This is a genomic window from Metabacillus sp. Hm71, from assembly GCF_051842955.2.
Classification (GTDB): Bacteria; Bacillota; Bacilli; order Bacillales; family Bacillaceae; genus Metabacillus.
In genome coordinates this window covers 2951558-2978039 of record NZ_CM200278.1, presented here as the reverse complement: position 1 = coordinate 2978039, position 26482 = coordinate 2951558, and the positions used below count along the sequence as shown (strand labels likewise).

General features: G+C 37.8%; 21 protein-coding genes. 19 read left to right on the top strand and 2 right to left on the bottom strand.

From position 1 onward, the window contains the following. The first annotated feature begins 40 nt into the window (after positions 1-40). On the top strand, positions 41-475 hold the full coding sequence (locus tag ACSVDH_RS14450) for an SRPBCC family protein (protein WP_439252006.1): 435 nt from the start codon (positions 41-43) through the stop codon (positions 473-475). A 41-nt stretch (positions 476-516) separates the two neighbouring features. On the opposite strand, the gene ACSVDH_RS14445 is transcribed toward ACSVDH_RS14450, so the two are convergent. Continuing rightward, the gene (locus tag ACSVDH_RS14445) at positions 517-636 is read right to left on the bottom strand and encodes an anti-repressor SinI family protein (RefSeq protein ID WP_439252007.1); all 120 of its coding nucleotides are present in this window, start codon (positions 634-636) and stop codon (positions 517-519) included. 640 nt (positions 637-1276) lie between these two features. On the opposite strand from ACSVDH_RS14445, the gene ACSVDH_RS14440 reads away from it, so the two are divergent. The 16 genes from ACSVDH_RS14440 (at position 1277) to ACSVDH_RS14365 (ending at position 25456) form a co-directional block, all read left to right on the top strand. Then, positions 1277-3583: a chitobiase/beta-hexosaminidase C-terminal domain-containing protein gene (locus ACSVDH_RS14440; RefSeq protein WP_439252008.1), complete on the top strand. Its 2307-nt coding sequence runs from the start codon at positions 1277-1279 to the stop codon at positions 3581-3583. 293 nt (positions 3584-3876) lie between these two features. Further along, entirely contained in the window at positions 3877-4749 is an 873-nt protein-coding gene (locus tag ACSVDH_RS14435; protein WP_439252009.1) for an AraC family transcriptional regulator, read from the top strand. A 281-nt stretch (positions 4750-5030) separates the two neighbouring features. Next, positions 5031-6143 (top strand): GntR family transcriptional regulator, encoded by a 1113-nt coding sequence (locus ACSVDH_RS14430; protein ID WP_439252010.1) that lies wholly within the window; start codon positions 5031-5033, stop codon positions 6141-6143. 130 nt (positions 6144-6273) lie between these two features. Next, positions 6274-7575 carry a glycoside hydrolase family 125 protein gene (locus tag ACSVDH_RS14425; protein WP_439252011.1) on the top strand — a complete coding sequence of 434 codons (1302 nt, stop codon included), beginning with the start codon at positions 6274-6276 and terminating at the stop codon, positions 7573-7575. Positions 7576-7861: 286 nt separating this feature from the next. Beyond that, complete coding sequence (locus tag ACSVDH_RS14420) at positions 7862-8914, top strand: glycoside hydrolase family 76 protein (RefSeq protein ID WP_439252012.1); 1053 nt, start codon at positions 7862-7864, stop codon at positions 8912-8914. Positions 8915-9310: 396 nt separating this feature from the next. Further along, entirely contained in the window at positions 9311-10300 is a 990-nt protein-coding gene (locus ACSVDH_RS14415; protein ID WP_439252013.1) for an ABC transporter permease, read from the top strand. Positions 10301-10318: 18 nt separating this feature from the next. Continuing rightward, complete coding sequence (locus ACSVDH_RS14410; protein WP_439252014.1) at positions 10319-11227, top strand: carbohydrate ABC transporter permease; 909 nt, start codon at positions 10319-10321, stop codon at positions 11225-11227. 128 nt (positions 11228-11355) lie between these two features. Then, positions 11356-12957 (top strand): extracellular solute-binding protein, encoded by a 1602-nt coding sequence (locus tag ACSVDH_RS14405; RefSeq protein ID WP_439252015.1) that lies wholly within the window; start codon positions 11356-11358, stop codon positions 12955-12957. Between the two features lie 39 nt (positions 12958-12996). Beyond that, a complete protein-coding gene (locus ACSVDH_RS14400; RefSeq protein ID WP_439252016.1) occupies positions 12997-13986 on the top strand; it encodes a Gfo/Idh/MocA family protein in 990 nt (329 codons plus the stop codon). Between the two features lie 16 nt (positions 13987-14002). Next, on the top strand, positions 14003-14872 hold the full coding sequence (locus ACSVDH_RS14395; RefSeq protein WP_439252017.1) for a sugar phosphate isomerase/epimerase family protein: 870 nt from the start codon (positions 14003-14005) through the stop codon (positions 14870-14872). A 103-nt stretch (positions 14873-14975) separates the two neighbouring features. Next, positions 14976-16025, top strand: coding sequence for an oxidoreductase (locus ACSVDH_RS14390; protein WP_439252018.1), 1050 nt, complete (start codon positions 14976-14978; stop codon positions 16023-16025). A 44-nt stretch (positions 16026-16069) separates the two neighbouring features. After that, a complete protein-coding gene (locus ACSVDH_RS14385) occupies positions 16070-16900 on the top strand; it encodes a sugar phosphate isomerase/epimerase family protein (RefSeq protein ID WP_439252019.1) in 831 nt (276 codons plus the stop codon). Between the two features lie 25 nt (positions 16901-16925). After that, positions 16926-18794 (top strand): beta-L-arabinofuranosidase domain-containing protein, encoded by a 1869-nt coding sequence (locus ACSVDH_RS14380; RefSeq protein ID WP_439252020.1) that lies wholly within the window; start codon positions 16926-16928, stop codon positions 18792-18794. Between the two features lie 565 nt (positions 18795-19359). After that, entirely contained in the window at positions 19360-21855 is a 2496-nt protein-coding gene (locus ACSVDH_RS14375; protein ID WP_439252021.1) for a DEAD/DEAH box helicase, read from the top strand. Positions 21856-22033: 178 nt separating this feature from the next. Further along, positions 22034-23650: an FMN-binding glutamate synthase family protein gene (locus ACSVDH_RS14370; protein WP_439252022.1), complete on the top strand. Its 1617-nt coding sequence runs from the start codon at positions 22034-22036 to the stop codon at positions 23648-23650. A 114-nt stretch (positions 23651-23764) separates the two neighbouring features. Further along, positions 23765-25456 carry a methyl-accepting chemotaxis protein gene (locus ACSVDH_RS14365; protein WP_439252023.1) on the top strand — a complete coding sequence of 564 codons (1692 nt, stop codon included), beginning with the start codon at positions 23765-23767 and terminating at the stop codon, positions 25454-25456. A gap of 71 nt (positions 25457-25527) precedes the next feature. On the opposite strand, the gene ACSVDH_RS14360 is transcribed toward ACSVDH_RS14365, so the two are convergent. Next, complete coding sequence (locus ACSVDH_RS14360; RefSeq protein WP_299088764.1) at positions 25528-25650, bottom strand: biofilm-forming protein; 123 nt, start codon at positions 25648-25650, stop codon at positions 25528-25530. Between the two features lie 170 nt (positions 25651-25820). Between ACSVDH_RS14360 and ACSVDH_RS14355 the strand changes: the two genes are divergently transcribed. Next, positions 25821-26024 carry a hypothetical protein gene (locus ACSVDH_RS14355; RefSeq protein ID WP_299088763.1) on the top strand — a complete coding sequence of 68 codons (204 nt, stop codon included), beginning with the start codon at positions 25821-25823 and terminating at the stop codon, positions 26022-26024. Between the two features lie 12 nt (positions 26025-26036). Then, the gene (locus tag ACSVDH_RS14350) at positions 26037-26330 is read left to right on the top strand and encodes a spore coat protein (RefSeq protein ID WP_299088761.1); all 294 of its coding nucleotides are present in this window, start codon (positions 26037-26039) and stop codon (positions 26328-26330) included. The last annotated feature ends 152 nt before the right edge of the window (positions 26331-26482 follow it).

Here is a 26482-nt window from a genome sequence, read left to right as displayed (position 1 = left end):
TTTGATGTTTTTATTACATAGAAAGAGAGCGGATGAACATATGAACAATATCACAACCTTTACTATTAACAAACCTGCTAATGAAGTATTTGAAGCCTTCGTCGACCCTTCAAAAATTGGTAACTTTTGGTTCTCAGCAAGCTCTGAAAGATGGGAGCCAGGTAAAACCATTACTTTGGTCTATGATATTTATCAAGCAGAAGCACAAATAGACATTGTTGCGGTTGAGGAAAATAAACAAATCGTGTTCAAGTGGGGACAGGCTGAGGAGGAACATGTTGTTACAATATTACTGAATGAGATCGATCATTCAAGAACCATAATTGAAATTACAGAAGAAGGGTTTAATGAAAATGACCCAGAGTTACTGCAAAAGATGCTAGATAATAAAGAAGGCTGGGTATTTATGCTGACTTGTTTAAAGGGGTATTTAGAATTTGGAGTGTCTGGATTAAGATCAGGATTAGCTAAATAATCACAAATATTGGACCTGTTTATTTGATGAGAAAAAAAGACTTATGTAAGTCTCTGAGGATTGTGAAAGAAATTTTGAATTTGATCAGCAGTTATGCCAATTTCTAATGCTTGTAAAATTAATTCTACCCATTCTTCATCAAGACTTTCATATGTACGCATAGATAGATTCTCCTAACCTTCTTTAAGGACTAAGTTCTTAATCATTATTATTAAGTACTAGCAAAAAAAGATCAATATTTTTTGTTCGACAAAAAATATTGATCTTTTTTAATAGGTCATTACATGATTCGGCAATCCCTAATCAGCTGGTTCTTCCAAACTTTCATTTCAATCGTTTTGAGTATGGATTCCTCCCTATGTTAAGTTTTTAAAACCCTTCACTCATTCCTTTTCCAAACAACCTCTTAAAAGAATATTTTCGTTATAACCTCTGACAACGGCAGGATGTTTTGCCTTGTATATCAGCGCTATTTCTTTTGCAAGAAGGATTGTTTCCTAAATAAAGAAAGAATCACTTCATACCATCTTTTGCTTTTTTTACAAAATATTAATAAAAAATGGATTTTCAATTAATATTTGATTCTTAAAATACAATTAAAAGCACACAAAAATAATTAAAACAATATTATTTCGTGTGCTTTTTTGTGACTTTTAGGAGGTGGGAGTAAATAGTAATGATCATTTTGTTATTATAGCTGGTATTCACAAGCTAAATTGGTAAGGAAAAAGGCGGTTGTGCATATAGAAATTTGCAAGTTGTAAGTTCTTATTGGAAAACTATTTTATAGGAGGAATCATTTTGATATTAACAAGGAACTTCTTACCCATACTTATTGCAATTGCTGTCGTCTTTTCAGCTTTACTAACCTCAAATATTACTTATGCTAACGAGAAGGTTGAGATTGTAGAAACACCTAAAGCTTCAGAGCCTAGTGGCCGCTATGATCATACAAAGGTCGTATCACTCAGTACGGAAACGAAAAATGCTGATATCTACTATACTCTTGACGGAACTTTACCAAATAAAAATAGCAAAAAATATAAAAAGAATAAGCCTATAATTATTAATGAAACAACAAATCTAAGTGTTATTGCTATAAAAAAAGGTGCATCTAGTAAACCTGCAACCTTTTCATACATCATAAAGACCAAAGAAAAACCATTGCTTCAATTTGTCGCCATGTCCGATGTGCATGTTGGTGCACATGAAACAGCTGATGCAAGATATGCAAGTTTTTTTGATACAATTGCGTCAATCTTCCCGCAACCGGATGCCATCTTGTCAGTCGGAGATATGATAAATGACAATGGTTTTGATAAACCGAATGATCATAAAATGGTAAAAGAAATATTTCTAGATAACCTAAAAAGAAAAAAGATGACGGATACAAAAGTACAATTGGCTATCGGAAACCATGATGCAAGTGTTGCGAAAATACAAGAGCACTACCCGGCTGAATGGTTTACAAGTCAAAAGAATGGATACTATGAAACTCAAATTGGCGGGTACCCTTTCTTCTTTTTAAATGGCAATAATTACAATTCAGATCTTGAACAAAGAAATTGGTTAAAAAACAGGTTAGCTGAAATTACATCTGATCCTAAAAACAGACATAAACCTATATTTGTAAACGTGCATCAACCGATATCTAATACAGTGATGGATGGACAACAGGCTTCAAATCCAAATCTTAACATTGACTTAAAGGATTATCCGCAAGTCATCACTCTTTCAGGTCATTCACATCTTAATCTTAACGATGACCGTTCGATCTATCAAAAAGACTTTACTTCTCTTAATCTTGGGTCTATGTCTTACATAGAGTCTGATCACGGATACCAATCTGTCACTGAAACAGGTTTAGCTGGCAGATTTGAATTCCCTGTATCACAAGCCCTGTTTATTGAGGTTTATAAGGATCGAGTAGAGGTAGATAGGGTCTCGTTGAATGCAGATTATGGTGATATTTATGCAGGCGGTAAATGGTCAGCTTCTCCTCAACCACCATTCAAAAGTGCTGGGGCAACTGCCGGGGAAAAATGGGTTATCGAGTTGAAGGGAAAAACGAATGAAGAAATAAAAAGAAATTTCAAGTATACACCTGAAAATCGAAATAAAGTCGCACCTCAATTCAATCGCGACAGTGAACTCAAAGTTGAAAATCTAGATGCTGTGCCTAATTTAATTTTTGTACAAGCTAAGGATGATCAAATGGTCCATCATTATGAAGTAAAAGTGACCAAAGAAAAAAACGGATTTGTTGTAAAAAACGTAAAGGTATTTTCTGATTACATGTTTTCACCAATTCCAGATAAAATGAACATCCCTTTAGAAGGTCTAGACGGCCAAACCAGCTATAAAGTTGAAGTGACTGCCGTTGATAGCTATGGCAATAAATCATCAACACTTCATAAGGTATTTCAAACAGGGGGAACTCCACCCGAATTAACACCAATTGACCATGAAACCATGTGGAAAGAATTAGTTGTCGACATGAAGTTTGATGGGAATTTAACCGATCATGCAATAGCAACAGATTTAGCAACATCAAATGGCAGCGTTAATTATGTAGATGGTATTTCAAATAAAGCTGTATTTATTCCTGCAGGTAATAGCAACTACATAGATTTAGGTGATAGAAGTGACCTTAAGTTCGGAAATGATAGTTTTACCGTTTCATTTTGGCATACAGGAAATCTGGCTGGTGATCAAACTGTCATATCAAATAAAAACTGGAGCAGCGGCGGGAATAAAGGCTGGTATATTGGACCGGCTGTGACAAATAGCATGGGACTAAATCTAAGTGATGGGATGAACAGATCGGATGCTCGGGCATTATCAGTGGGAAGCGAATGGCATTTGTTTACCGTTACTGTCGACAGAACCAATCAAGCTGGAAAAGTGTATGTGGACGGTGCAGAAAAAGCAACTGTAGATATTTCTAAACTTGGAGAAAATAGCTTAGATACCGCCTTGAATATTGTTATTGGTGCGGACGGCAATAAAGGATATGGTGGAGCAAACGTAACGATCGATGACCTTAAAATTTGGAAAAGATCACTTTCTAACGCTGAAGTTAAGGCACTATCCGATTCATATAAATAAGAGAAACCAAGACTCTTATAAAGGTTAATTGCTTTATGCTTATAGTGTTCTCGGCTACAAAAAACGTGATATCACAGGATAGATTTCTTTTTTTTAAGCCATTTGTTCAGCTTACAATATGAACAAATGGCTTATACTTTTAGTAAGGAAAACAACCGGCAAAACTTCATCTTTTTTCAAAAAATAATAAGGAAAAAAGTTTCAGATAAAGAAGTACCCTGCATAACCGTGCATGAAATGTCGGATGAACTTTTTTCACTCCTGCTATTCTATTGATAACGGAGGTCACATAAATGGATATGCTGAAACATTTTAATAACGCAATGTCGTATGTAGAAGAAAATCTGACAAATGCCATTGACTATAAAGAGGTTGCAAGGCTGGCTCTTTGTTCCGAATATCATTTTAAAAGAATGTTTTCCTTCCTTGCTGGAATAACATTATCAGAATACATCCGCCGCAGACGTCTTACTCTTGCAGCATTTGAGCTTAGAGATAGCAGCATAAAAGTGATTGATGTTGCGGTGAAATACGGATACAACTCACCAGATTCGTTTGCAAGAGCTTTTCAAAACCTTCATGGCTTAACCCCGTCAGAAGTCAGAAACAACAGCCACCCGCTTAAAGCGTATCCTAGGATGACCTTCCAATTATCCATTAAAGGAGGAAGTTCTATGAACTATCGTATTGAAGAAAAAGAAGGATTTAACATCGTTGGGCTAAAGAAACGTGTTCCGATTATTTTTAACGGAGTAAATCCTGAGATTGCAAAAATGTGGGAAAGTTTAGATGAGGAAAAGATTAGTCAACTTAAAAGCCTATCAAATGTCAAACCTGTGGGACTGCTTAGTGCATCCGCAAACTTTTCTGAAGGTCGCATGGAGGAAAAAGGGGAGCTAGATCATTATATTGGTGTTGCGACAACGAAGGAATGTCCAACAAACCTAGCGAAGCTTGAAGTCTCTGCCTCAACCTGGGCTGTATTTGAAGTGGTCGGGCCATTCCCAGATACCCTTCAAAATATTTGGGGACGGATTTATTCCGAATGGTTTCCATCATCAAACTTTGAACTTAATGAGGGTCCAGAAATCTTATGGAATGAAAATAAAGACGTTACTTCACCAACGTTTAAAAGTGAAATATGGATACCGGTTTTGAAAAAATAAAATAATTAACAAGGATATGATGAGCTGTTTTGGCAGCTCATTTTATTATTTTTTCAGAAATACGAGCAGTAGATAAAGAAAAATCTTGTTTACTGTTGTGAAAGTTTTAATTATATTAATAAAATATACATACTAATATGAATTTCATCACATAGAAGTTGATACTTGCTGCTAATTCAGTAAAATGTAGATTTTGCTTTAATTATATAATATTATATATTCTATCCGGTTACTGCTATTTATGCATTATACAAAGTATGTGACTATCGAAGTGGAAGAAGGTGTTTAAATTGGCTAAACCGATCTACGAACAAATATATGAAACCATTAAAACAGCGATTGTTGAAGGTAAATATAAGGAAGGTGAACGTATTCCTTCTGAAAAAGAACTGGCTGATACTTGGAATGTGAGTGTTATCACTCCTAGAAAATCATTAGAAATGTTAGCATCTGAGGGCTTAATCTTCCGACAGGTAGGTAGAGGTTCTTTCGTTAAGGAACTGGCCATTAATGAAACGAAAGTTGATTCCTCAGTCCGAGTTAAGCCGGTTATTGGTGTGATCATGACGGACTTTGACGAAAGTTATGGAATAGGATTGTTAAATGGAATCGAGCATGCTGCAGAAGAGAGAGCATTTATCGTTTTGCGCCGCACATTTGGAAGCGTTGATAAAGAACAAGCCGCTATTCGCGATTTGATGGAGCTGGGAATAGATGGATTAATTATTCTTCCATCACAGGCAACTTTTTTTAATTCCGAAATTTTAAAGCTTATCGTTGACCAGTTTCCTTTCGTCCTCCTCGATCGTTATTTAAAAGGAGTTGCAGCATCTGCGGTAAGTACAGATAATATTGGAGCAGCAAAGAAAGGAACAGACTATTTGTTTGGTCTTGGACATAAAACAATTACATTATTAAGTCCTCCCCCTGTAAGCGCTACTGCCATTGAAGATCGCATTGAAGGTTTTGTTCGAGCACACATAGAAAATGGAATGACAAAAAAACCTCTAATGCTGACTGAACTTATTTCAACCTTGCCTGATTCCTTCAAGGAGCCTAATATCTCTAATGATTTAAAAAAGATTAAGGATCACTTGCAAAAAAACAAGAATATTTCGGCTTTATTTGCGCTTGAGTATAATATTGCTCTTTTAGCTAAACAAGCCGTAGAAGAACTTGGATTATCAGTACCAAAGGATATTTCCATACTTTGTTTTGATAGTCCTCCATGTAAACCAGGCGCTTTTACATTTACCCATTTACTCCAAAATCAAGAGAAAATGGGACGGATAGCAGTAGAACAATTACTAGGAGTAATTAATAATGCCAAAAGTTTGCAAACGACGCTGCTTGACACCAAATTAATCGAAGGCCAATCTACTACAAAAAAATAAAAGAAGTATAAATGAAAGCATAGGTTTGAAAAAACCTATGCTTTTTCACATTAAAAAACATATAAAATATATTGACCTATATAAGTAATATGTATATTATTATAAGTAATTCTAATAATGGAGGAAAGTCATGATCAACCAACTATTTGATAAATCAGCAGTTGAGTCGTTTTCACGCAAAATTGAAGAGAAAATGAACGCACATCCTAAAGCGGTTCAGTTATTCAAAAATTGTTTTAAAGATACACTTGATCGAACTATGAAACGCTTGGATAATGGCACGGTCTTTATGGTAACCGGAGATATTCCTGCGATGTGGCTTCGGGATTCATCCGCTCAGTTAAGACCCTATTTAAGAATAGCCAAACGAGATTTGCAATTATCATCTTTAATTAAAGGGGTGATCAAGCAACAGATTACATATATTTTACATGATCCCTACGCTAATGCATTTAATGAGACAGAGAATGGCAATGGGCACCAAAATGATCTAACTGACATGTCGCCCATAGTATGGGAACGAAAATATGAAATTGACTCATTATGCTATCCGATCCAGCTTGCTTATCTCTATTGGAAGCAAACCGATAACAAAGAACCGTTCGATCAAGCATTTTTAAAAGCACTTTATATGATTATCGAAGTTTGGACAACGGAACAAGATCATGAAAAACGATCACTCTACCGTTTTGAAAGACGGAATTGTCCTGAGTCTGATACACTTCCCCGAGAAGGAAAAGGGGCGGAAGTGAAACCGACCGGGATGACATGGTCAGGTTTTCGGCCAAGTGATGATGCATGTAAATATGGATACTTAATTCCTTCTAATATGTTCGCAACCGTAGTACTTGGTTATATAGCAGAAATCGCGGACACCATTTACAATGATTCCCATTTAGCTGAAAAGGCTATTCTTCTAAAAAAGGAGATTGAACAGGGCATTCAAAACTACGGAATATACCAGCACCCGGTATATGGGAAAATTTACGCTTATGAAACTGATGGGATGGGTAACTACAACTTGATGGATGACGCAAATGTTCCAAGCCTTTTATCTATGCCATTTCTCGGTTACTGCAAGGCAGAGGATGAAATCTATCAAAACACTCGAGCTTTTCTCCTTAGTAAAGAAAACCCTTATTATTATGAGGGGGAAGCCGCTTCAGGCATCGGAAGTCCTCACACCCCCCATAGATATATTTGGCACATCGCATTGGCAATCCAAGGCTTGACTGCTACTACGCTTGATGAGAAGGAAAAAATATTACGCTTATTCGAACAGACTGATGGAGATACGGGACTCATGCATGAAGGGTTCCATGCTGATGATCCGACCCTATTCACACGCTCTTGGTTTTCATGGGCTAACGCTATGTATTGCGAATTTGTCATTGATTATTGTGAGAGCGCTTTTATGAGTGTAGAAAAATAAAAGAATAGTAGATTAAAAGACAAAGCAAAAGGTTAGCAACTTTCATGCAGATGATTATATAACGATATGTTTGTAGGAGAATAATAAATTGAGAGAATTCAATACCTTTAAACTTACATGATGCTATATATAACCATCTTTTGTCCAGAGAAGCAAGTTTATATTACTTTAAGGAGGAGATGAAATGCCTAAACCGTTATTTATATTGACCGTCTTATCACTCTTGTTAGTTTCCATTGCATTTCCTGGTCTAAACGCTGAAGCTGCACCACTCAAACAGAAAAATTTGGAGCGTGCCATCGATTCTTATCAGGCTCTGCAAAAATACTTCTATCTGCCGGACTCTAAGCTTTACCTTGAGGAATATCCGCATAACGGCGGTAATCCATATTCTTATGTATGGCCATTCTCGCGTGCCATGGCAGCGACAATTGATATGTCACAACTTGACAAGGTAGGAGATACTTACAAGGATGATGTACAGGATCGCCTGCAAGGGGTTGAATTGTACTGGAACAATGAAACAGACCCGCCAGGCTATGATTCCTACGTCCGTCCTCCTCTTGGCAACGGGGGAGATAAGTTTTATGATGACAATCATTGGCTTGCGCTCAACTTTATCAAAATATATGATACAACAGGTGATGAAGTTGCATTAAACCGAGCAAAACAACTTTTCGATCTGGCTGTATACGGATGGGATACCGATCCTTCTCACCCTTGTACAGGCGGTGTATTCTGGACTCAGGCACCATGGAGTAATGACCGAAATACTATTTCGAATGCCCCGGCAGCTGAAATAGGTCTGTTGTTATATGACATCACAGGAGAGCAGTATTATTTAGATTGGTCTAAGAAAATGTATGATTGGGTAAACAGCTGCATGCTTGCGCCGAATGGACTGTACTGGGATCATATTGATCTTGAAGGCAATATTAACAAAAGACAATGGACCTATAATCAAGGTGTTATGATAGGAGCCAGTGTTTTATTTTATAAGGCTACAGGCGACCTCACGTATTTGAAACGTGCCGAAGATATCGCGGATAAGGCGCTCGAATATTATGGCGGCTCCCGTCTATATTCAGATCCGCCATATTTTAATGCCATATTCTTTAAGAATCTGCAACTGTTAGAGTCTGTAAACAATAATCAGACCTATCGTAAATTTATGCAAGCATATGCTGATGAAATGTGGAAAACCGTTCGTGATCCAGAAACCGGTTTATTCAAGTTAGATCCGAACAGATCAGTCTCACTTTTAGAACAGTCAGCAATGGTGGAGATTTACGCTAATCTTGCTACTAAAGAATCAATCTTGAACATTGATAAGAAATGATTTGCGACAAACAAATTGATGATATAACTTTTATAAGCCAAATAATAGAGGGTATGCGAGATTCGTATACCCTTTTTAGTATGCCATGAGGTATTAAAAAATGATTTGTTAACTGAACAATAAAAATATCTCAGCAAATATTATAGTTCTAATATTTCCTCGAAACCATATCTTATATTAATTAAATAATTTTATATAAACTTATATTGACACGCATATTTATATTAGTTATTATATCAATTATAATGAAAACGCTATCAAATTTTTGGATGATAGATTAAGAGGAGGGGAAATGAAACCATTTTCTATGAGTTATCGACTTCAATGATTCTATTAATGAGAAAGTAATATTTGGTATGTAACGTTTTATTGAGATATTGGAGGGGAGGGGTTTTGATGGCTTCTGAATTGAATCAAGCCACATCTAATAAGATTCCACATTTATCAACGAAAAGGAAGAAAGAAATAAAAATAGAAAATCGAAAGAAAACATTAAAAGACATCGCTAGAAGTTGGGAATTATATGTATTTCTATTACCAGCATTTCTATATTTTTTAATCTTTCATTATGTTCCTTTATACGGTGTTCTTATTGCTTTTAAAGACTTTAATCCCGCTTTGGGAGTTTGGGACAGTCCTTGGGTTGGATTTATGTGGTTTGAAGATTTTTTTAGCTCTTACTATTTTTGGGATTTGATAAAGAATACGATTGGTATCAGTCTTTATTCGCTTGTTATAGGGTTTCCAATGCCGATCATTTTAGCATTGGCTTTTAACGAAGTAAAGGATGGGATGTATAAACGGGGATTACAAACGATTACATATGCCCCGCACTTTATTTCACTTGTTGTTATGGTCGGGATGATCATAGCATTTCTTTCACCTCAAACTGGCCTGATTAATCATATTCTAGGTTTATTTGGAGTTGAACCGATCGATTTTATGCAGGATCCAGGATGGTTTAAAACCGTTTTTGTATTATCTGGCGTATGGCAAGGAATGGGATGGGGAGCCATTATCTATATCGCTGCATTGTCTGGTGTTGATCCCCAGCTGCATGAATCAGCCAAAGTTGACGGTGCTTCAAGATTGCAACGGATTTGGCATATTAACATTCCTGCACTGCTTCCAACCATTATTATTTTGTTTATCTTAGATATGGGTGGTTTGTTGTCGGTTGGATTTCAAAAGATTTTACTCATGCAAAATGATTTAAATATGGAGTCTTCAGATGTTATTGCAACCTTTGTCTATCGAACAGGTATTTTAGATGCCCAATATAGCTATTCTACTGCAGTTGGTTTGTTTGATGCTGTCATAAATGCAACGATTCTCGTCATCGTTAATCAGATTGCTAGAAAACGGAGTGAGACAAGTCTTTGGTAGGCAGAAAGGAGAGGTAAAATGACCGCGATTAAAGAAAGTCGATCAGATCTAGTCTTTACGTTTTTTGTTCATTGCTTTCTATTAGTCATCTTGGTGATGATTTTATATCCGCTGATCTATATTGTAAGCGCTTCGATAAGTGATCCAACTTTGGTCAACCAAGGAAAAATGTGGCTATTGCCTAATGGCATCACCTTTGTAGGGTATGAATTGCTTTTTCAATATGATGAGATCTGGATCGGTTATCGAAATACAATTTTTTATACGTTATTAGGTGTATCAATAAACTTATTTGTCACTTTGCCGGCAGCTTATGCTTTATCTCGAAAAAAATTAGTCGGCCGGAATTTTTTTATGATGATGTTTGTGTTTACGATGTTTTTCAGCGGCGGCCTGATTCCATCTTATTTACTCGTTAAAAATTTAGGAATGATTAATACCGTTTGGGCACTCGTCATTCCTAATGCAGCCTCCATTTGGAATATCATTTTATGTCGAACATTTTTTCAAGTAACCATTCCGAAAGAATTAGAAGATGCAGCAAGTATCGATGGTTGCACAAATACAAAACTGTTTTTTAAAATCGTTCTCCCATTGTCAATGCCTATTGTCGCGGTAATGGCTCTGTTTTACGGTGTGGGGCATTGGAATGAATACTTTAGTGCTTTAATTTACCTGAATGATGAGGCGAAGTATCCATTGCAAATGGTATTAAGAAAAATTCTTGTCCTCCAAGAAATATCCACAGAGACAATGGACCCTGCTATGGCTATAGCTAATGCAGAGGTCATGAATCAGAAAGCAGACCTCTCAGCGGTCTTAAAATATGCAGTCATTATTGTTTCAACTTTGCCGATGCTTATCGCGTACCCGTTCCTGCAAAGATATTTTGTTAAAGGCGTCATGATCGGTTCGATCAAGGGGTAAGTTGGTACTCCATCTGAGGTCTGCTACCTACCTTGAAAGGAGGGGATTTCCATAAGGTTTGGCAATAAGCAAGTAGTACCCAGCAAGTTAGTAAAGTCTTTTTAAGACGTTAGAAGGGAGTTTTTTACATGAGAAAAAAGATACCTGTTTTCTTGATGACAACAGTGTTAATGTCAAGCGTGTTGTTTGGCTGCAAATCCAATGAGGCTAGCAATGAAACTTCAAAAAATGAACCTAAAGCAGCCATTAACGAGAGCGGTTTTCCAATCGTTGATGAAAAAATCACTTTATCAATGGTCGGTCCTCACGTTGGAAAAGGGGAATGGAAAGATAGAGAGTATTTTAAGGAAATGGAGAAACTTACAAATATTAACTTCAAGTTCGAAACACCTCCACGAGATGATTTCCCAACGAAGAAGCAATTATTATTAGCCAGCGGAGATCTGCCTGATATCTTCTACGCATCTGATATCAATCACCAGGAACAAATTAAATATGGCGGCAACGGAATTTTAATTCCTCTTGAAGATTTGATTGACAAGTACGCTCCAAATATTAAAAAGATGCTGGAAGAAAGGCCAGAAGTAAAAAAAGCGATTACAGCACCTGATGGTCATATATATGCTTTGCCTTCAGTTGATGATCAACCTTCCTATTGGCATATGTGGTACAACGGGGAATGGTTGAAAAATCTTGGTGTAACAGAATTACCAAAAACAACTGACGAATTTTACAATCTGCTTAAACGCTTTAAAACTGAAGATCCAAACAAAAATGGAAAAGCGGATGAACTTCCTTTAAGCAATCATAACGGTGTAGGTGAATTTGATTCCTATTTGCTTGCAGCCTTTGGTCTAACAGGCAGCGGGATATCACTAAAAGATGGTGAAGTTGTATATAGTCCTGTTCGGGAAGAGTATAAAGCTTATTTAGAATACATGAATAAACTTTGGGAAGAAGACTTATTTGATCATGAATCATTTTCTCAAACAAATCCACAAAAAAAGGCGAAAGGACACGAAAATTTAATCGGGGTCTTTGCTGATGCTCATCCGGCGTTTGTTTTAGGAGGATCCACCGATCGAACCGACAACCCGGTATTTCACCCATTGACTAGTGAATTCATCGATCAGCCAATTGTTCCGGAATCTACTGGAATTGGCCATGGTACATTCGCAATTACAAAGGAAAATGAACATCCAGAAGCTACGATCAGATGGGTGGATTACTCCTATTCAATAGAAGGGGCGGATCTTCTTCATAATGGGGTAGAAGGGACCTATTGGGAGTGGAAAGATGCAAATACGAAGCAGGAAAGGTTAATAAAAGATGCTCCTTCAGGCTTTGACAGCCCTGAGGATTTTCGATCATCCATTTCTCCAGACTGGGGAATTGGCGTACCGATTCGAAGATTTGCACAAGATCAGTTAGGCTGGAAATGGGGTAATGACAAATTTGGCGAATGGGTGCGTGAGGAAGATAAGAAAAAATTGATTCCTTATGAGACACCGGTTTACCCAAGCGTTTATTTTAAAGATGATGAATTAAAAACGATCACCCGTATTGAACGGGATTTAAATACGTACGTCACACAAATGAGAGCAAAATTCATTACTGGTGAATCCTCATTGTCTGAATGGGATAAATATGTCAAAACCATCGAAGACATGGATTTAGACAAACTAATTGATATTTACAAGCAGGCATATGAACGTCATCAGAAAAATTGATTAATAAACGACAAATTTTATAAAGGAGTGGAATCGGTTATGAGCAAAATTCGCGTAGGATTTATCGGTACTGGCGGGATTGCCCACCTTCATGCTGGGCAGTTATTAGAATTAGAAGAGGTTGAAATAAAGGCGATTACAGATGTAAATGTTCAAGCTAGGGAACGATTTGTTACGAAATTTGGGCTGCAAGATATCCAGCAATTTTCCGAATACCGCGACATGCTTGAACATGCTACTCTCGATGCTGTCGTCATCTGCTCTCCACATACTTTGCATTTTCAACAAGCAACAGATGTCTTGAACGAAGGACTTCATGTCTTAATTGAAAAGCCGATGACGTGTTCATCAACAGAGGCAAAGCAACTAATCGAAACTGCCGAACAATCGGGCAAAGTGATGCAAGTATCGTATCAGCGTCATTTCCAACCTGAATTCATTTATATTCGTGATGTGATCGCAAAAGGGGAAATCGGGAAGCTCACTTCGATTACTGCTTCATTATACCAACAATGGTGGAGAGGTCAGGGACAGAATATTTCATGGCGGCAAGTACCGAATTTATCAGGAGGCGGGTTTCTGATGGACTCAGGCAGTCATATCATTGATGTCCTGCTTTGGACAACAGGTTTAACACCGATAGAAGTTTATTCGCAGTTATCGAACCAAGGTGCACCGGTGGAAATCGATACGTTTACCTCTATTCGTTTCGAAGAAGGGGTTGTGGCAGGTCTAAACCTAATTGGACGCGCACCTACCTGGCATGAAACCTATGTATTTTGCGGTGAAAATGGCGGCATTTTTTATGATAATGGCAAGATCACACTGCATCGTTCAGGTCATGAGCCAATTGTTCCTGAATTACCAGAACCAACAACCAATCAAGACAAAAGCTTTATCGATGCCATTCTGGGACGGCACGAAGTAAAGGTTCCAGGCGAGTTCGCATTAAAAGTTGTCAAGTTTTCGGAAATGGTTTATGAAGCAGCAGGCTATAACCCGTACACAACAATGAAAGCGAATCATTAGAGGAGGAACTAAAGCCATGAAATGTCAAATTGGGATGCGCATTCCACCTAAGATTGGGGCAGAAGGAATCGAAAGTGCTGCTGCATGGGCTGCACAGGTTGGATTGGATACCCTTGATGTCCCGCGTTTAACACCAGAAACAAAAGAAGCATGTCAAAAAGCTGGTATAGGCATCGGTTCTGTCGATGCAAGGAATGGGGCCAGTCTATTAAGTCAGGATGAAAACAGACGTATAAATGCGGTAGAAGATCTGAAAAAGCAGATGACAGACATTGCACAATTGGGAGGGCGCGTGCTATTCATGTGTCTGGTTCCTGAGGATCATACAATGCCACGCAAGGAAGGATTTGCGATCTGGAAAGAAACGTTTCCGGAAATTATCAGGCATGCAGAACAGATGGGGATCTACATCGCTATTGAAGGCTGGCCGGGACCAGCGCCCCATTATCCAACACTAGGTTGTACTCCTGAAATGTTGAGAGCCATGTTTGAAGCGGTACCATCAAAACATTTCGGGATGACCTATGACCCCTCTCATCTTGTCCGTTTAGGAATTGATTACGTAAGAGTATTAACTGAATTCGGTGAAAGAATTAATCACTGTCACGGAAAGGACACCGAAATTTTGCAAGATGAGCTTTATGAATGTGGTGTGATTCAGGCTACGTTTGGTGAAAAGTATGGTTTTTCAGAAGGCTCATGGCGCTATACCATTCCTGGACGCGGCGAGGTAGACTGGGGGAAAGTGGCTGTTCGATTAGATCTTCTCAGTTATCAGGGTGCAATTAGTATCGAATTAGAAGATCATAGTTATTGGGGCTCGATCGAAGGGGAACGAAAAGGGATTGAAAAAGCGTTTCACCATTTAAGACAGTACTTTAAATAATAAAAACCTATTTTTATAGAATCCATGATGCCGATCCATCGATTTTCTGCCTTTGCTGGAAGATTGGAGGATCGGAAAAAAGTATAGGAGAAAGGAAAAGGATATGAACGAAACCGTCCGAGTAGGTATTATTGGCTTTGGTTTTGCAGCTCGCACCTTTCACGCTCCAGTTATATCATCGATCCCTCAATTGAACATACAGAAAATCGTTAGTCGGAGTGGAAAGAGTGATAAGGAACGCTATCCATCTGTGGAATACGTTCAGCATGTTGAAAACTTATATCAAGATGAAGAAATCGATCTTATTGTTGTTACAACTCCAAGCACTGACCATGTCACGTTTGTACGGGACGCATTGTTAGCAGGAAAGCACGTGGTCGTTGAAAAGCCTTTTACGACAACCACAGCTGAAGCGGATATGCTAATTTCTTTAGCGAAAAAAAGGAATAGGGTGCTTAGTGTATTTCATAACCGCAGATGGGATGGAGATTTTCTGACCATCCAAAACATCGTGAAGGAAAACTTGCTGGGAAGAATGACTGAAGTTGAATTTCGCTGGGATAGATTCAACCCAATAGCAGGTACAAATTGGAGGGACAGCACGTCCATCGGTGCTGGACAGCTTTATGATTTAGGTGTCCATTTTCTTGATCAAGCCTTATGTCTTTTTGGCAAGCCGAAATCGATTCAGGCAAATCTTCGTACGTTGCGGCCAAATACCCAAGCAGACGATTATTTCGATGTAACGTTAGGTTATCAAAATGGATTACATGTAAGATTGATTTCTTCATTGGTTGCACGAGAACAAGGTCCTCGCTACAAACTTCATGGAACAAGTGGATCTTTTGTTAAATACGGAATCGATCCGCAGGAGGAAGCATTAAAACAAGGATTAACTCCTCATTCACCGGCTTGGGGAAGAGAATCAAAGGAGTGGTGGGGAACATTGAACACAGACATTAACAATCTACATGTTATTGGGCGTGTTGAAACCATTCCAGGTTCTTACCAATCATACTACCAAAATATTTACGAACATATTATGGGACGTGAGGAACTTGTCGTTAAGCCGGAACAAGCTCGATTAGCGATCTTGTTGATTGAGATGGCGAAACAGAGTCACTTAGAAAAAAGAACCTTGGAAGTGAACTAACCGGAAAAGAAAATATTTCATTTCTTAATAAGGAGGGAAAATTTTTGTTCCATTTTAAGCTGGCCTTGAACACATCTACGTTGATTCCTTTTAAATTAGATGTAAAAGAACAAGTAAATATTGCTGCTGAAGCAGGTTATGATGGGATTGAACTTTGGGTCAAAGATATTGAAGAATATCTCGATAATGGCGGATCCATTAAAGAACTCAGAGGCTTGATAGAAGATCGCGGTATTTCAGTTGTTAACGCCATTACTTTTTTTAAGTGGACAGATGTTAATGAAGAAATTCGTAAAAAAGGTCTGGACCAAGCAGAACGAGAAATCACGTTGTTAAAGGAATTAGGCTGCAAGGCAGTTGCCGCTCCCCCCAGCGGTCACGTTGAAGGGGTTTCATTAGAGACTATCGCACTTCATTTTGGTCAATTAGCGAATCTTGCACGCAGAATAGGTGTTGAGCCATATCTAGAATTCTGGGGAAAATCAAAAAGGCTCTCCAAATTGAGTGAAGCACTCTTCATAGCTATGGAAAGCGGAGTACCAGACGTTAAAGTTTTACTAGACCCTTTTCATATGTATACGGGTGGAAGCAAGATAGAGAATTTGGATTATTTACGTGCAAATAATATCGGGATCGTCCATGTCAACGATTATCCCTCTACTCCAACGAGAGAACATATCAGTGACAGTGATCGCGTATTTCCAGGAGATGGCATCGCACCAAACAAAAAACTGGCATCACTTTTAAATCAAATAGGCTACAATGGCTTTTTATCCTTGGAATTATTTTGTGAAAACTTCGATCATCAATCTCCATTAGAGGTTGCATCCAAAGGTATAGAAAAGATTAAACAAGCTTACATTTTAGAAGATTGATTGAAATGTAATGGAGGTATGACGAATGGTTGTAGATACTATATCTGAATTAATATTAAAACCATTAACGACAAATGAAATTAAACCAAAAGGATGGCTTTTGCGTCAATTACAAATACAAGCAGAAGGTCTAAGCGGGAACCTTGATAAATTTTGGCCGGATATTAAAGAAAGTAAGTGGATTGGCGGTGATAAAGAAGGATGGGAACGTGTACCTTACTGGTTAGATGGTTTTATCCCATTAGCGTATCTATTAAATGATGACGATATGAAAAAACGAGCTAAAAAGTATATAGATGCGATCATTCATGGGCAAGAGGATGATGGCTGGATATGCCCATGCTCTAAAGTAGAGAGAGAACGATATGACATGTGGGCATTATTTCTCCTATTAAAAGTGTTAGTCGTCTATTATGAGTGCAGTAAGGATGAAAGGATAGAAGAGGTTATCTATAAGGCTACGAAAAATTTGGATCGGCATATTGATAGGTTCACAATCTTCAATTGGGCGTCCACAAGATGGTTTGAAATGCTCATCCCAATCTATTGGTTATACGAAAGAAGAAACGAAGGCTGGCTACTAAACCTGGCCATAAAGATGAAAGCTCAAGGTTTTGATTATCAAGCACTATATGAAAATTGGCCTTATGAAAAACCACAAGCATTTGGCCACTGGAGTCAAATGAATCATGTCGTAAACCAAGCGATGGCAATTAAATCTTTAGCTCTTTTTAGCAGAATCAGCAAGAAAGAGGAAGATATGACATTTGCAGAATTGATGATAGAAAAATTATCCGAATATCACGGCACAGCAACAGGCATTTTTACTGGAGATGAGTGTCTTTCAGGCAACAGTCCAATCCAAGGAACTGAATTATGCTCTGTAGCTGAGTTTATGTATTCATTAGAGCATCTTATTCAAATAACAGGTGAAACAAAATGGGCAGACAAGCTGGAATATATCGCTTATAACGCTCTGCCTGCAACGATCAGTCCTGATATGTGGACACATCAATATGATCAACTCGTCAATCAGGTTGAATGCAGTAGAATCGAAGAAGGCTCCCAACCGTTCAACACAAATAATGGTGAAGCTCATTTATATGGGCTCGAGCCCCATTACGGATGTTGCACCTCAAATTTTAATCAAGCATGGCCAAAATTTGCGTTATCTGCATTTATGACGACAGACAAAAGGATTGCCTGTGTTACACTAGCACCTTCAACAGTGGAAACGGCTATTAACGATGTAGATGTAAAAATAAGCTTATCTACTGACTATCCATTTCATAATAAAATGATTTTCTGTGTGAATGTAAGTGAGCCAGTTGAGTTTGCATTTGATATAAGGATTCCAGGCTTTAGTTCAAGTGCAACAGTAAATGGTGCAGATACGAAAAGTGGAGAATTTTATACGATTTCAAAGACTTGGTATAATGAAGAAACCATTGAAGTCGTCCTGCAGTTTGAAACAGAATTTATCGAAAGACCGGAAAATATGGTTGCAGTTAGAAGAGGTCCGCTTTTATATAGCATTGCTATTGAGGAAGAATGGGAGATGGTTAATTATGGAAATGAAGAAAAGTTGCGGATATTCCCTCACTGTGATTATGAACTCTTCCCTAAATCACAGTGGAATTATGGGTATGCTGACAAAAAGATAGAATACACATTTAATGGTGTAGGCGATATTCCATTTAGTACAAAAGAAGCCCCAATAGAGGCGAAAGCAAAAGTAGTTGAAATAGATTGGCCTAAAACAAATGGCGTTGTGACAAAAGTGCCAGTAGATAGAAAACCCCTTAGCCAATTAATAAAAGAGGTAACACTGTTGCCATATGGTTGTACAAACTTAAGAATGACAGAAGTTCCTTATATTGATTTAGAAAAATAGGAAGATCGGGAACTCAGCTATGGATCCATACTTTCAAAAAATGGCAAAAGCTTCCCGCTAACAAGATTAAATAAAATTACGCTTAAAGTGAAAAATGATCAACAAAAGTCTCAGATACCTTTTATGGCATTGAGGCTTTTCTTTTATTTTTAAGTTATTACCTGTTTTTTGCTTCCTTTTTATAATATCCACAGTCGTTTTGTCTCCCCATCGATACGATTAAAATGTTTAATGAGAAAAAGTAAATCCAATTATACAGTGTATAAAGATCAGAAAATATAAAGAGTTGTTGAACGATATAAGGAAGAATACCAGCCGAAAAATAAATTTGGAATGTTTGGAAAACTACAGGAACATCTAATCGTTAATTCCTATTTTTGGACATGAAATGGTTATTTCTTGATTGATATTCTGTATAAAAATACTTCTAACTATAATTTTTGAAAGAATCTCCTTGCAAATAACGATATAATATATAAATAAAATAAAGATTTCGATAATGTATGCTGTATGACATTCCATATATCGTAAAAAATAAGATATAAAGCCTAATAAGGAGTTTTTTATGGACGATTTTCTATCAAAACACTACCAAAAAGCTGTCGAGCGTACACAGGAAATGGCATTTAACGATCTATATAAATATCTTGAAACAAAAGAAAGCCTGCCCACCTATGAACAATACGTAAGAGAAAGAGGCCAATATCTTGATCAAATCTGGTTAAATGCCTGGCTTAATTCTGCGACCAGCCATGCCTCTTATTCTGAAAAGAAAGCATATCTTGCTGAAAATGGCTATGACCTTGAGGGGTTAAGCAAAAAACAAATCAATCAAATGTTTCGTAATGAAATAAGAGAGATCAAACCATTTGATCTATTTGGCTGGCTAGACGACACCTTTTTAAATCAAGTGGACAAGTGGGAGCAACAATATATTCAGGCTAGGGAAGCCTTCCAAAGTCGAATGAAGCTTCAGCTGCAACGGGAGGAAAGGAGAAAATATCTTCATAAGCTTGAATATTATATTGATAAACTGCTTAATGAGCATTATGAAGATCTCTATCTCTATGTTCGTTATTTACTTGGCTCTCATCTGGCCATCGAAATTGAACAAAGAGGGAGTATACTTTCCTCTGAGGACATCCTTTTTTCTAATTATATAGAGCATGAACATGAGCAAGCCTCTAATAGAAATCGATACTCAAATGATCTAACGGAAAAATATGAACGTCTAATTTCAAGCTATTTGTTTGACTTTGGAACCAATTGGCTAAAAGACCATCTTCCCGTCCACCTTTTTGAGGAATATAGGAACATCTACCATGAAGCTTTTCCTGATTCCCTTATAAAAGAATCAGCCTTTCAACCATTTGTAGAGCTCGGGCAAGAATTTTTTGAAGATTTGTTAGAGGAGTACATATCAAATCTGACAAGATTACTTGACATTCCCTTTGACCTTGTCACACATCAAAAGCAATATGAGAAAGATCTTTCTGAAAGAGAACGAAAAGCTGTTCAGGAGCTAGAGGCAATCAGACGGCGGAAAGAAGAAGAGGCAAGGATGATTGAGGATATTTTCGGAAGAGAATACAATCCTCCTGCTGGCCGTAATATTCAATATGTTCTACATGTTGGAGAAACTAACACCGGGAAAACCTTTCAGGCGATTAAACGAATGAAGGAAGCGAGCAGCGGAATTTATTTAGCACCGCTTCGCCTTTTAGCACTCGAGATTTATGATACATTAAATGAAGAAGGGGTTCCTTGCTCTTTGAAAACGGGTGAGGAGGAGAAGCTGGTGATGGATGCCAATCATCTTGCATGTACGGTTGAAATCTTTCATGAAAAAGATTTTTATGAAGTGGTTGTCATCGATGAAGCGCAAATGATTGCGGATAAAGATCGCGGCTTTTCTTGGTATAAAGCCATCACAAAAGCAAATGCAAAAGAGATCCATATAATTTGCAGCTTTAACGCTAAACCAATGATCCTGCAGCTTCTCGGTGAATCCGATGTTGAGGTTTATGAATATGTTCGCGATATTCCCCTTGAAGTGGAATCACAGGTTTTCAAGATTGGCCAAGCCCGTAAAGGAGATGCACTTGTTTGCTTTTCCAGAAAACGTGTACTTGAAACAGCTTCCGAGTTGCAAAGAAAAGGGCACAAGGTGAGTATGATCTACGGCAGCATGCCCCCGGAAACGAGAAAAAAGCAGATGCAGCGGTTCATCAAAGGGGAAACTAACATCATCGTCGCGACTGATGCAATTGGAATGGGATTAAACTTACCGATTAGACGGATTGTTTTTCTAGAAAATGATAAATTCGACGGTACACGAAGAAGATGGCTTACTTCTCAGGAAATTAAGCAAATCGCCGGCCGGGCAGGGCGCAGAGGTATTTACGATATCGGAAAAGTGGCTTTTACAAGCAATGTAAAAACAATGGTCCGTCTTCTTGAAGAAGAGGATGAGCCGCTTCAAGGCTTTGCCATTGCCCCAACTTCAGCTGTACTTGAGAGATTCCAAAAATACTCACGTAAGCTTGGCCTGTTCTTTTCCTTATGGGATCAATTTTATAGTCCAAAAGGGACAAAAAAAGCATCATTATACGATGAAAAGCTTTTATACGAGATGATTGAGGATTCAATGATTGAGGCCAAGCTCTCTGTACCTGATTTATATAGCTTTTTGCATTTACCTTTTTCGGCAAATGAGCCATCCTTGAGAGTTCAGTGGAAGCAAAAGCTGCAATCGATTGTAGATGGGGAAGAATTACCAGAGCTGGTGGTGAAGGAATCTGGACTTGAAGAGCTTGAATTATCCTATAAATCAGTTGGTCTCCATCTCTTATTTTTATATAAGCTCGGGAAAAATACAGAAGCTCACTATTGGGAAAGAATTCGAATCGACATCAGTGATAAGATCAATGACCAACTAAAAAAGGGTGTACAACTAAAAAAAATATGTAAGCATTGCGGGAAAAATCTTTCTCAGCATTTTAAATTCCAGGTATGTGATGAGTGTCATTACATACGAAGGGAAAGAAAAAATCTCTTCTAAACAATGATACATAAAAAATGCAGGACCGATGATGATTCGGACCTGCATTTTTTTATGGATTTAATAAACATCATCTCTATTATGAATGGATATTTATTCCCTAGTTGCGAATCCTAACTACTAGCCTGCTAAAAATGCAAGAGGGCATTAAATACATTGCTGAAAGGGAGGAAGTATATTGAATATAGCGAACGTCTTAACAATTATTGGTTTTATTTTTTGTACGGTGATCCTGCTTGTCCTCATAATCATTTCCATTTATTTGTATATCATAGACAGAACGCAGAAGCAGCATCCGATTCTTCGTAATTATCCTGTGATAGGACGTGTAAGATATTTCTTAGAAACGATTGGCCCTGAGCTGCGTCAATATTTATTCAACAATGATCTAGAGGGCAAGCCTTTTTCTAGAAATGAATACCAGCATATTGTAAGAAAAGCTAAATATAAACGTGATGTGTTAGGGTTTGGTTCACAAAGAGATTTTGAAGAGGCAGGATTTTATATTCGAAACTCGATGTTCCCAAAGCTCACGGAAGAAATCAAAATGGATCGAAAAACAAAACAAACAACAGAACGCTATTTACTAGTAAAAGAACCTTTATTTACACAGAAAAAGGAGTACCTAGAGAAAGAAGAATCACTTGTATATTTGCTCGATGATGAGGACGCCATTGTGATTGGGCAAAATTGCAAAAGCCCGTTTATCGTTAAAGGCCAGATTGGCATGTCGGCCATGAGTTACGGTTCGTTAGGTGATCGCGCCATTACAGCACTTTCTGAAGGGCTGGCCATCGCAAAAGGCACCTGGATGAATACAGGGGAAGGCGGCATTTCTGATTACCATTTAAAGGGCGGCGTTGACCTGATCATGCAAATAGGTCCGGGGCTATTTGGTGTTAGGGATAAAGAAGGGAATTTTAGCTGGGAGGCTTTAACGGAAAAAAGTCAAATTCCTCAAGTGAAGGCATTTGAAATCAAGTTAGCTCAAGGCGCAAAAACACGAGGAGGGCATATTGATGCGGAAAAGGTAACCGAGGAAATTGCCAGAATACGAATGGTCGAACCATTTAAATCAATTGATAGTCCAAATCGTTTCCGGGAATTTAGCGACTTTCCATCACTCTTTCATTTTATCGAGCGGATCCGTGAGCATACTGGCAAACCTGTCGGAATGAAGGTAGTTATCGGAAGCAAGGAAGAAGCAGATAAATTAGCGAGAAGTATAAAAGAAACAGGAAAAGGTCCGGATTTTATTACAGTAGACGGCGGAGAAGGTGGAACGGGTGCTTCCTACCAAGAACTGGCTGATAGTGTCGGCTTGCCGATCAAATCTGCCTTACCATTAATGGATCATGCCCTAAAAAAATATGGAGTACGTGATAAAGTAAAAATTATTGCATCGGGTAAGCTGTTTTCCCCAGATCGAGTTGCCATTGCACTTGCGATGGGGGCAGACCTAGTTAATATAGCGCGAGGCTTTATGATAACGGTCGGCTGCATTCAGGCACAAAAATGTGAATCCAATGCATGTCCCGTCGGAGTGGCAACAACAGACCCTGAATTACAAAAAGCACTTGTCATTGACGAAAAAAAATATCGGACAGCAAATTATTTAATCTCTATGCGCAAAGGTCTCTTTCGTGTTGCAGCAGCAGCAGGGTTAGACTCCCCAGTACATTTTAAACCAGAACATGTTGTCTATAAAGATGAAAAAGGCAGGGTTTATTCATTGGAGGAGATTTATGAATCGATCGTTGAAACAGAAAAACGATTACAGCTTACAAAAAGTTAATTTTATAACCACCTTTTTGGTGGTTTTTTCATTTATAAGCTGTTATGACCTTAAAACGAAATCTCTTTCTGCCGATAATAATTACAGCAAGTAAAACATAGGGAGGCAATTGTTTTGAAAATAAAAGGAAAGCTTATTCTTTTGGTTTCGCTCTTAATAGCCGGATTGCTTATTACGGGTGTTCTCGCATCCTTTGAACTTAAAAAAACCGAAGAAGCAAATCACGAGATTCAAGAAAAGCAAGAAATTCAGTTGATATTAAAGTCATTGCAATATCGATTCACAGGGATTTCTAATGATGAAAGAGCATTTCTCCTTACCGGGGATATGGAGCTAGTTGCAGGGATTGAGGAAAAAACAAAGGAAATAAAAACCTATTTTGATGAACTTGAGGGAAATCCAAATCTTAATGGTTCAGAAATAAAAGCAATCAATCAGATGAAAGAAAACCTTTCAGTCTATAGTGAAGCGAATAAAGAAATGGTTGAAACATATTTAAACGGAGATCACGAAAAAGCCAAAACCATTCATATGGAGGAACAAAGAGGGATCCGCAAAGAACTTGTAGATCCTAGCATTAACAAATTTATTGATAATCTGACAAACAAAATCGAGAGCGAAAAAACGCTTTTAAATGAAAAACAACAAATGGCAATAATCATTTTATATTCCGTTATCATCCTATCTATCATGAGTGGCATTATTTTTTCTTTAGTTATCGTAAGATCGATTATTAAACCTTTAAAAATCGTACATATTCGCCTAAGAGAAATTGCCGAAGGAGAAGGAGACCTTACGCAAAACATCAAATTAACATCCAGTGATGAATTAGGGGATATTGCCCGTTCATATAACCAAATGATTGGCAAGCTTAGAGAGTTAATTAAACAAGTAGGGGAACATGCTGGACAAGTAGCTGCCGCCTCAGTGCAATTAACTGCCAGTGTACAAGAATCCACTGGTGCCAGTGAGCAAATTTCAGCAACCGTTCAACAGGTTGCAGTAGGAATAGACAAGCAAAACCAAAGTGTAAAAGAAACAGCTATGACAATAAACGATTTATCAACTTCTGTAGGGATTATTGCAGCTAATTCACAAGTTGTTAATACTACAGCTTTACAGGCATCTGAAAAGGCACTTGAAGGCAACAAAGCGGTTGAAACAGTTGTGAGACAAATGAATGAGATCAATGATTCTGTTACGTCTCTTTCACATGAGGTAAAACTACTTGGAGAACGCTCAACCCAAATAAACAAAATTGTTGAAGTCATAACTGGCATCGCCGAACAAACAAACCTATTAGCATTAAATGCAGCAATTGAAGCGGCAAGAGCAGGAGAACACGGCCGCGGATTTGCGGTAGTAGCAGATGAAGTACGCAAACTCGCTGAGCAATCCGCCTCATCTGCTGAACAAATCTCAACAGTAATATCATCCATTTTGAAGGATACAAATCAGGCCGTTCAATCAATGGATGATACGACAAATAAAGTAGCTGCAGGTATTAGCCTTGTTCATTATGCAGGAAGCTCCTTTGATCAAATCCAACAAGGAGTTGTTGAAGTCTCTTCACAAATTCAAGAGGTAACCTCTGCCGTTCAGGAAATGTATACAGGCACAGAACAAATTGTTCAAGCAATAAAGGTGATTGACGAGACGTCAAATTTGACAGCCACAAGCACAGATAGTATGTCAGGAGCAGTCGAAGAGCAGCTTGCATCGATGGAAGAAATCACCGCATCTTCTGCTGCCTTATCAAAAATGGCGGAAGAACTTCAGGAGTTAATTGGAAAATTTAAAGTGTAAACTTTTTTCTTAGAGACCCACTCAGGTAATTGGTGGGTCTTTTCCTATCTACTAAACCGATTGGCACCAGCTTATTTGTTTCTTTTTGTACCCGTATTGTGTTTTTTAGGATCATCTGCCTTAAAAGCCGACTCTGTTTCATGATCATTTTTTAATTGTTCAAGACTTGAATTTTGAATTCCTTTTTTCGCCATCATTTCACCACTTTCTAAAGAGAATATAGGATAGAATAGATTCTTCCTTTTTTATTCTGACTCTCGAACCGAGGATTCATTCAAGAAGGATGAATTTTAAACCGGATAAAAAAATAAGGAGCGATTCATACTATCATTGTACTAATAGAAATTTTTTGGCGGTGATGAAAATGACAAGACTTACAACGAAAGAGCTTGCATTTATTGAGGATGAAATTAGAGCTGAGGAAATTGCTGCAAAAACAATCAATTGGTGTGCTTCATTATGTAAAGATGAAGAGCTTCGAAACACGCTAGAACAAATCGCAGAAAATCACCAATTAAAAATAGCAGAGCTTGCGCAATATTTTAACAAGTCAGGAATGATCCAATAAGGAGGTCGGAACATGCCTAACAATATGGCAGGACGAGGATTAACGGAACGTGAAATGCTTCAGTTATGTCTCGAAATAGAAAAAGGAAGATGCCGAAGCATAGCAGGGACGATGTTGGAAACAACTCATAACGAATTACGCGATGTTTATCAGCATTGTTTTGAAAATGCAACCCAAAGCCAATATAAGCTTTTTGAGATCATGAATCAAAAAGGCTGGTACAAAACAGAGCTTGCATCGATTGAACAGATTGGTAAAGTTCAAGAATTAATGCAAAATAACTTACACCCTGATGATCAATTTTAATCATACTTAAGATCTAGCCCTTTCTTCAATTACTGATAAAAGGGCTATTTTTTTGATGAGGAAAACTCCTTAACACGTAAAAACAACAATCCTAGTAAAAATCATGTTAAAGCTGAATAAAGCTGAATATACTTTATTATCATGTAAAAACG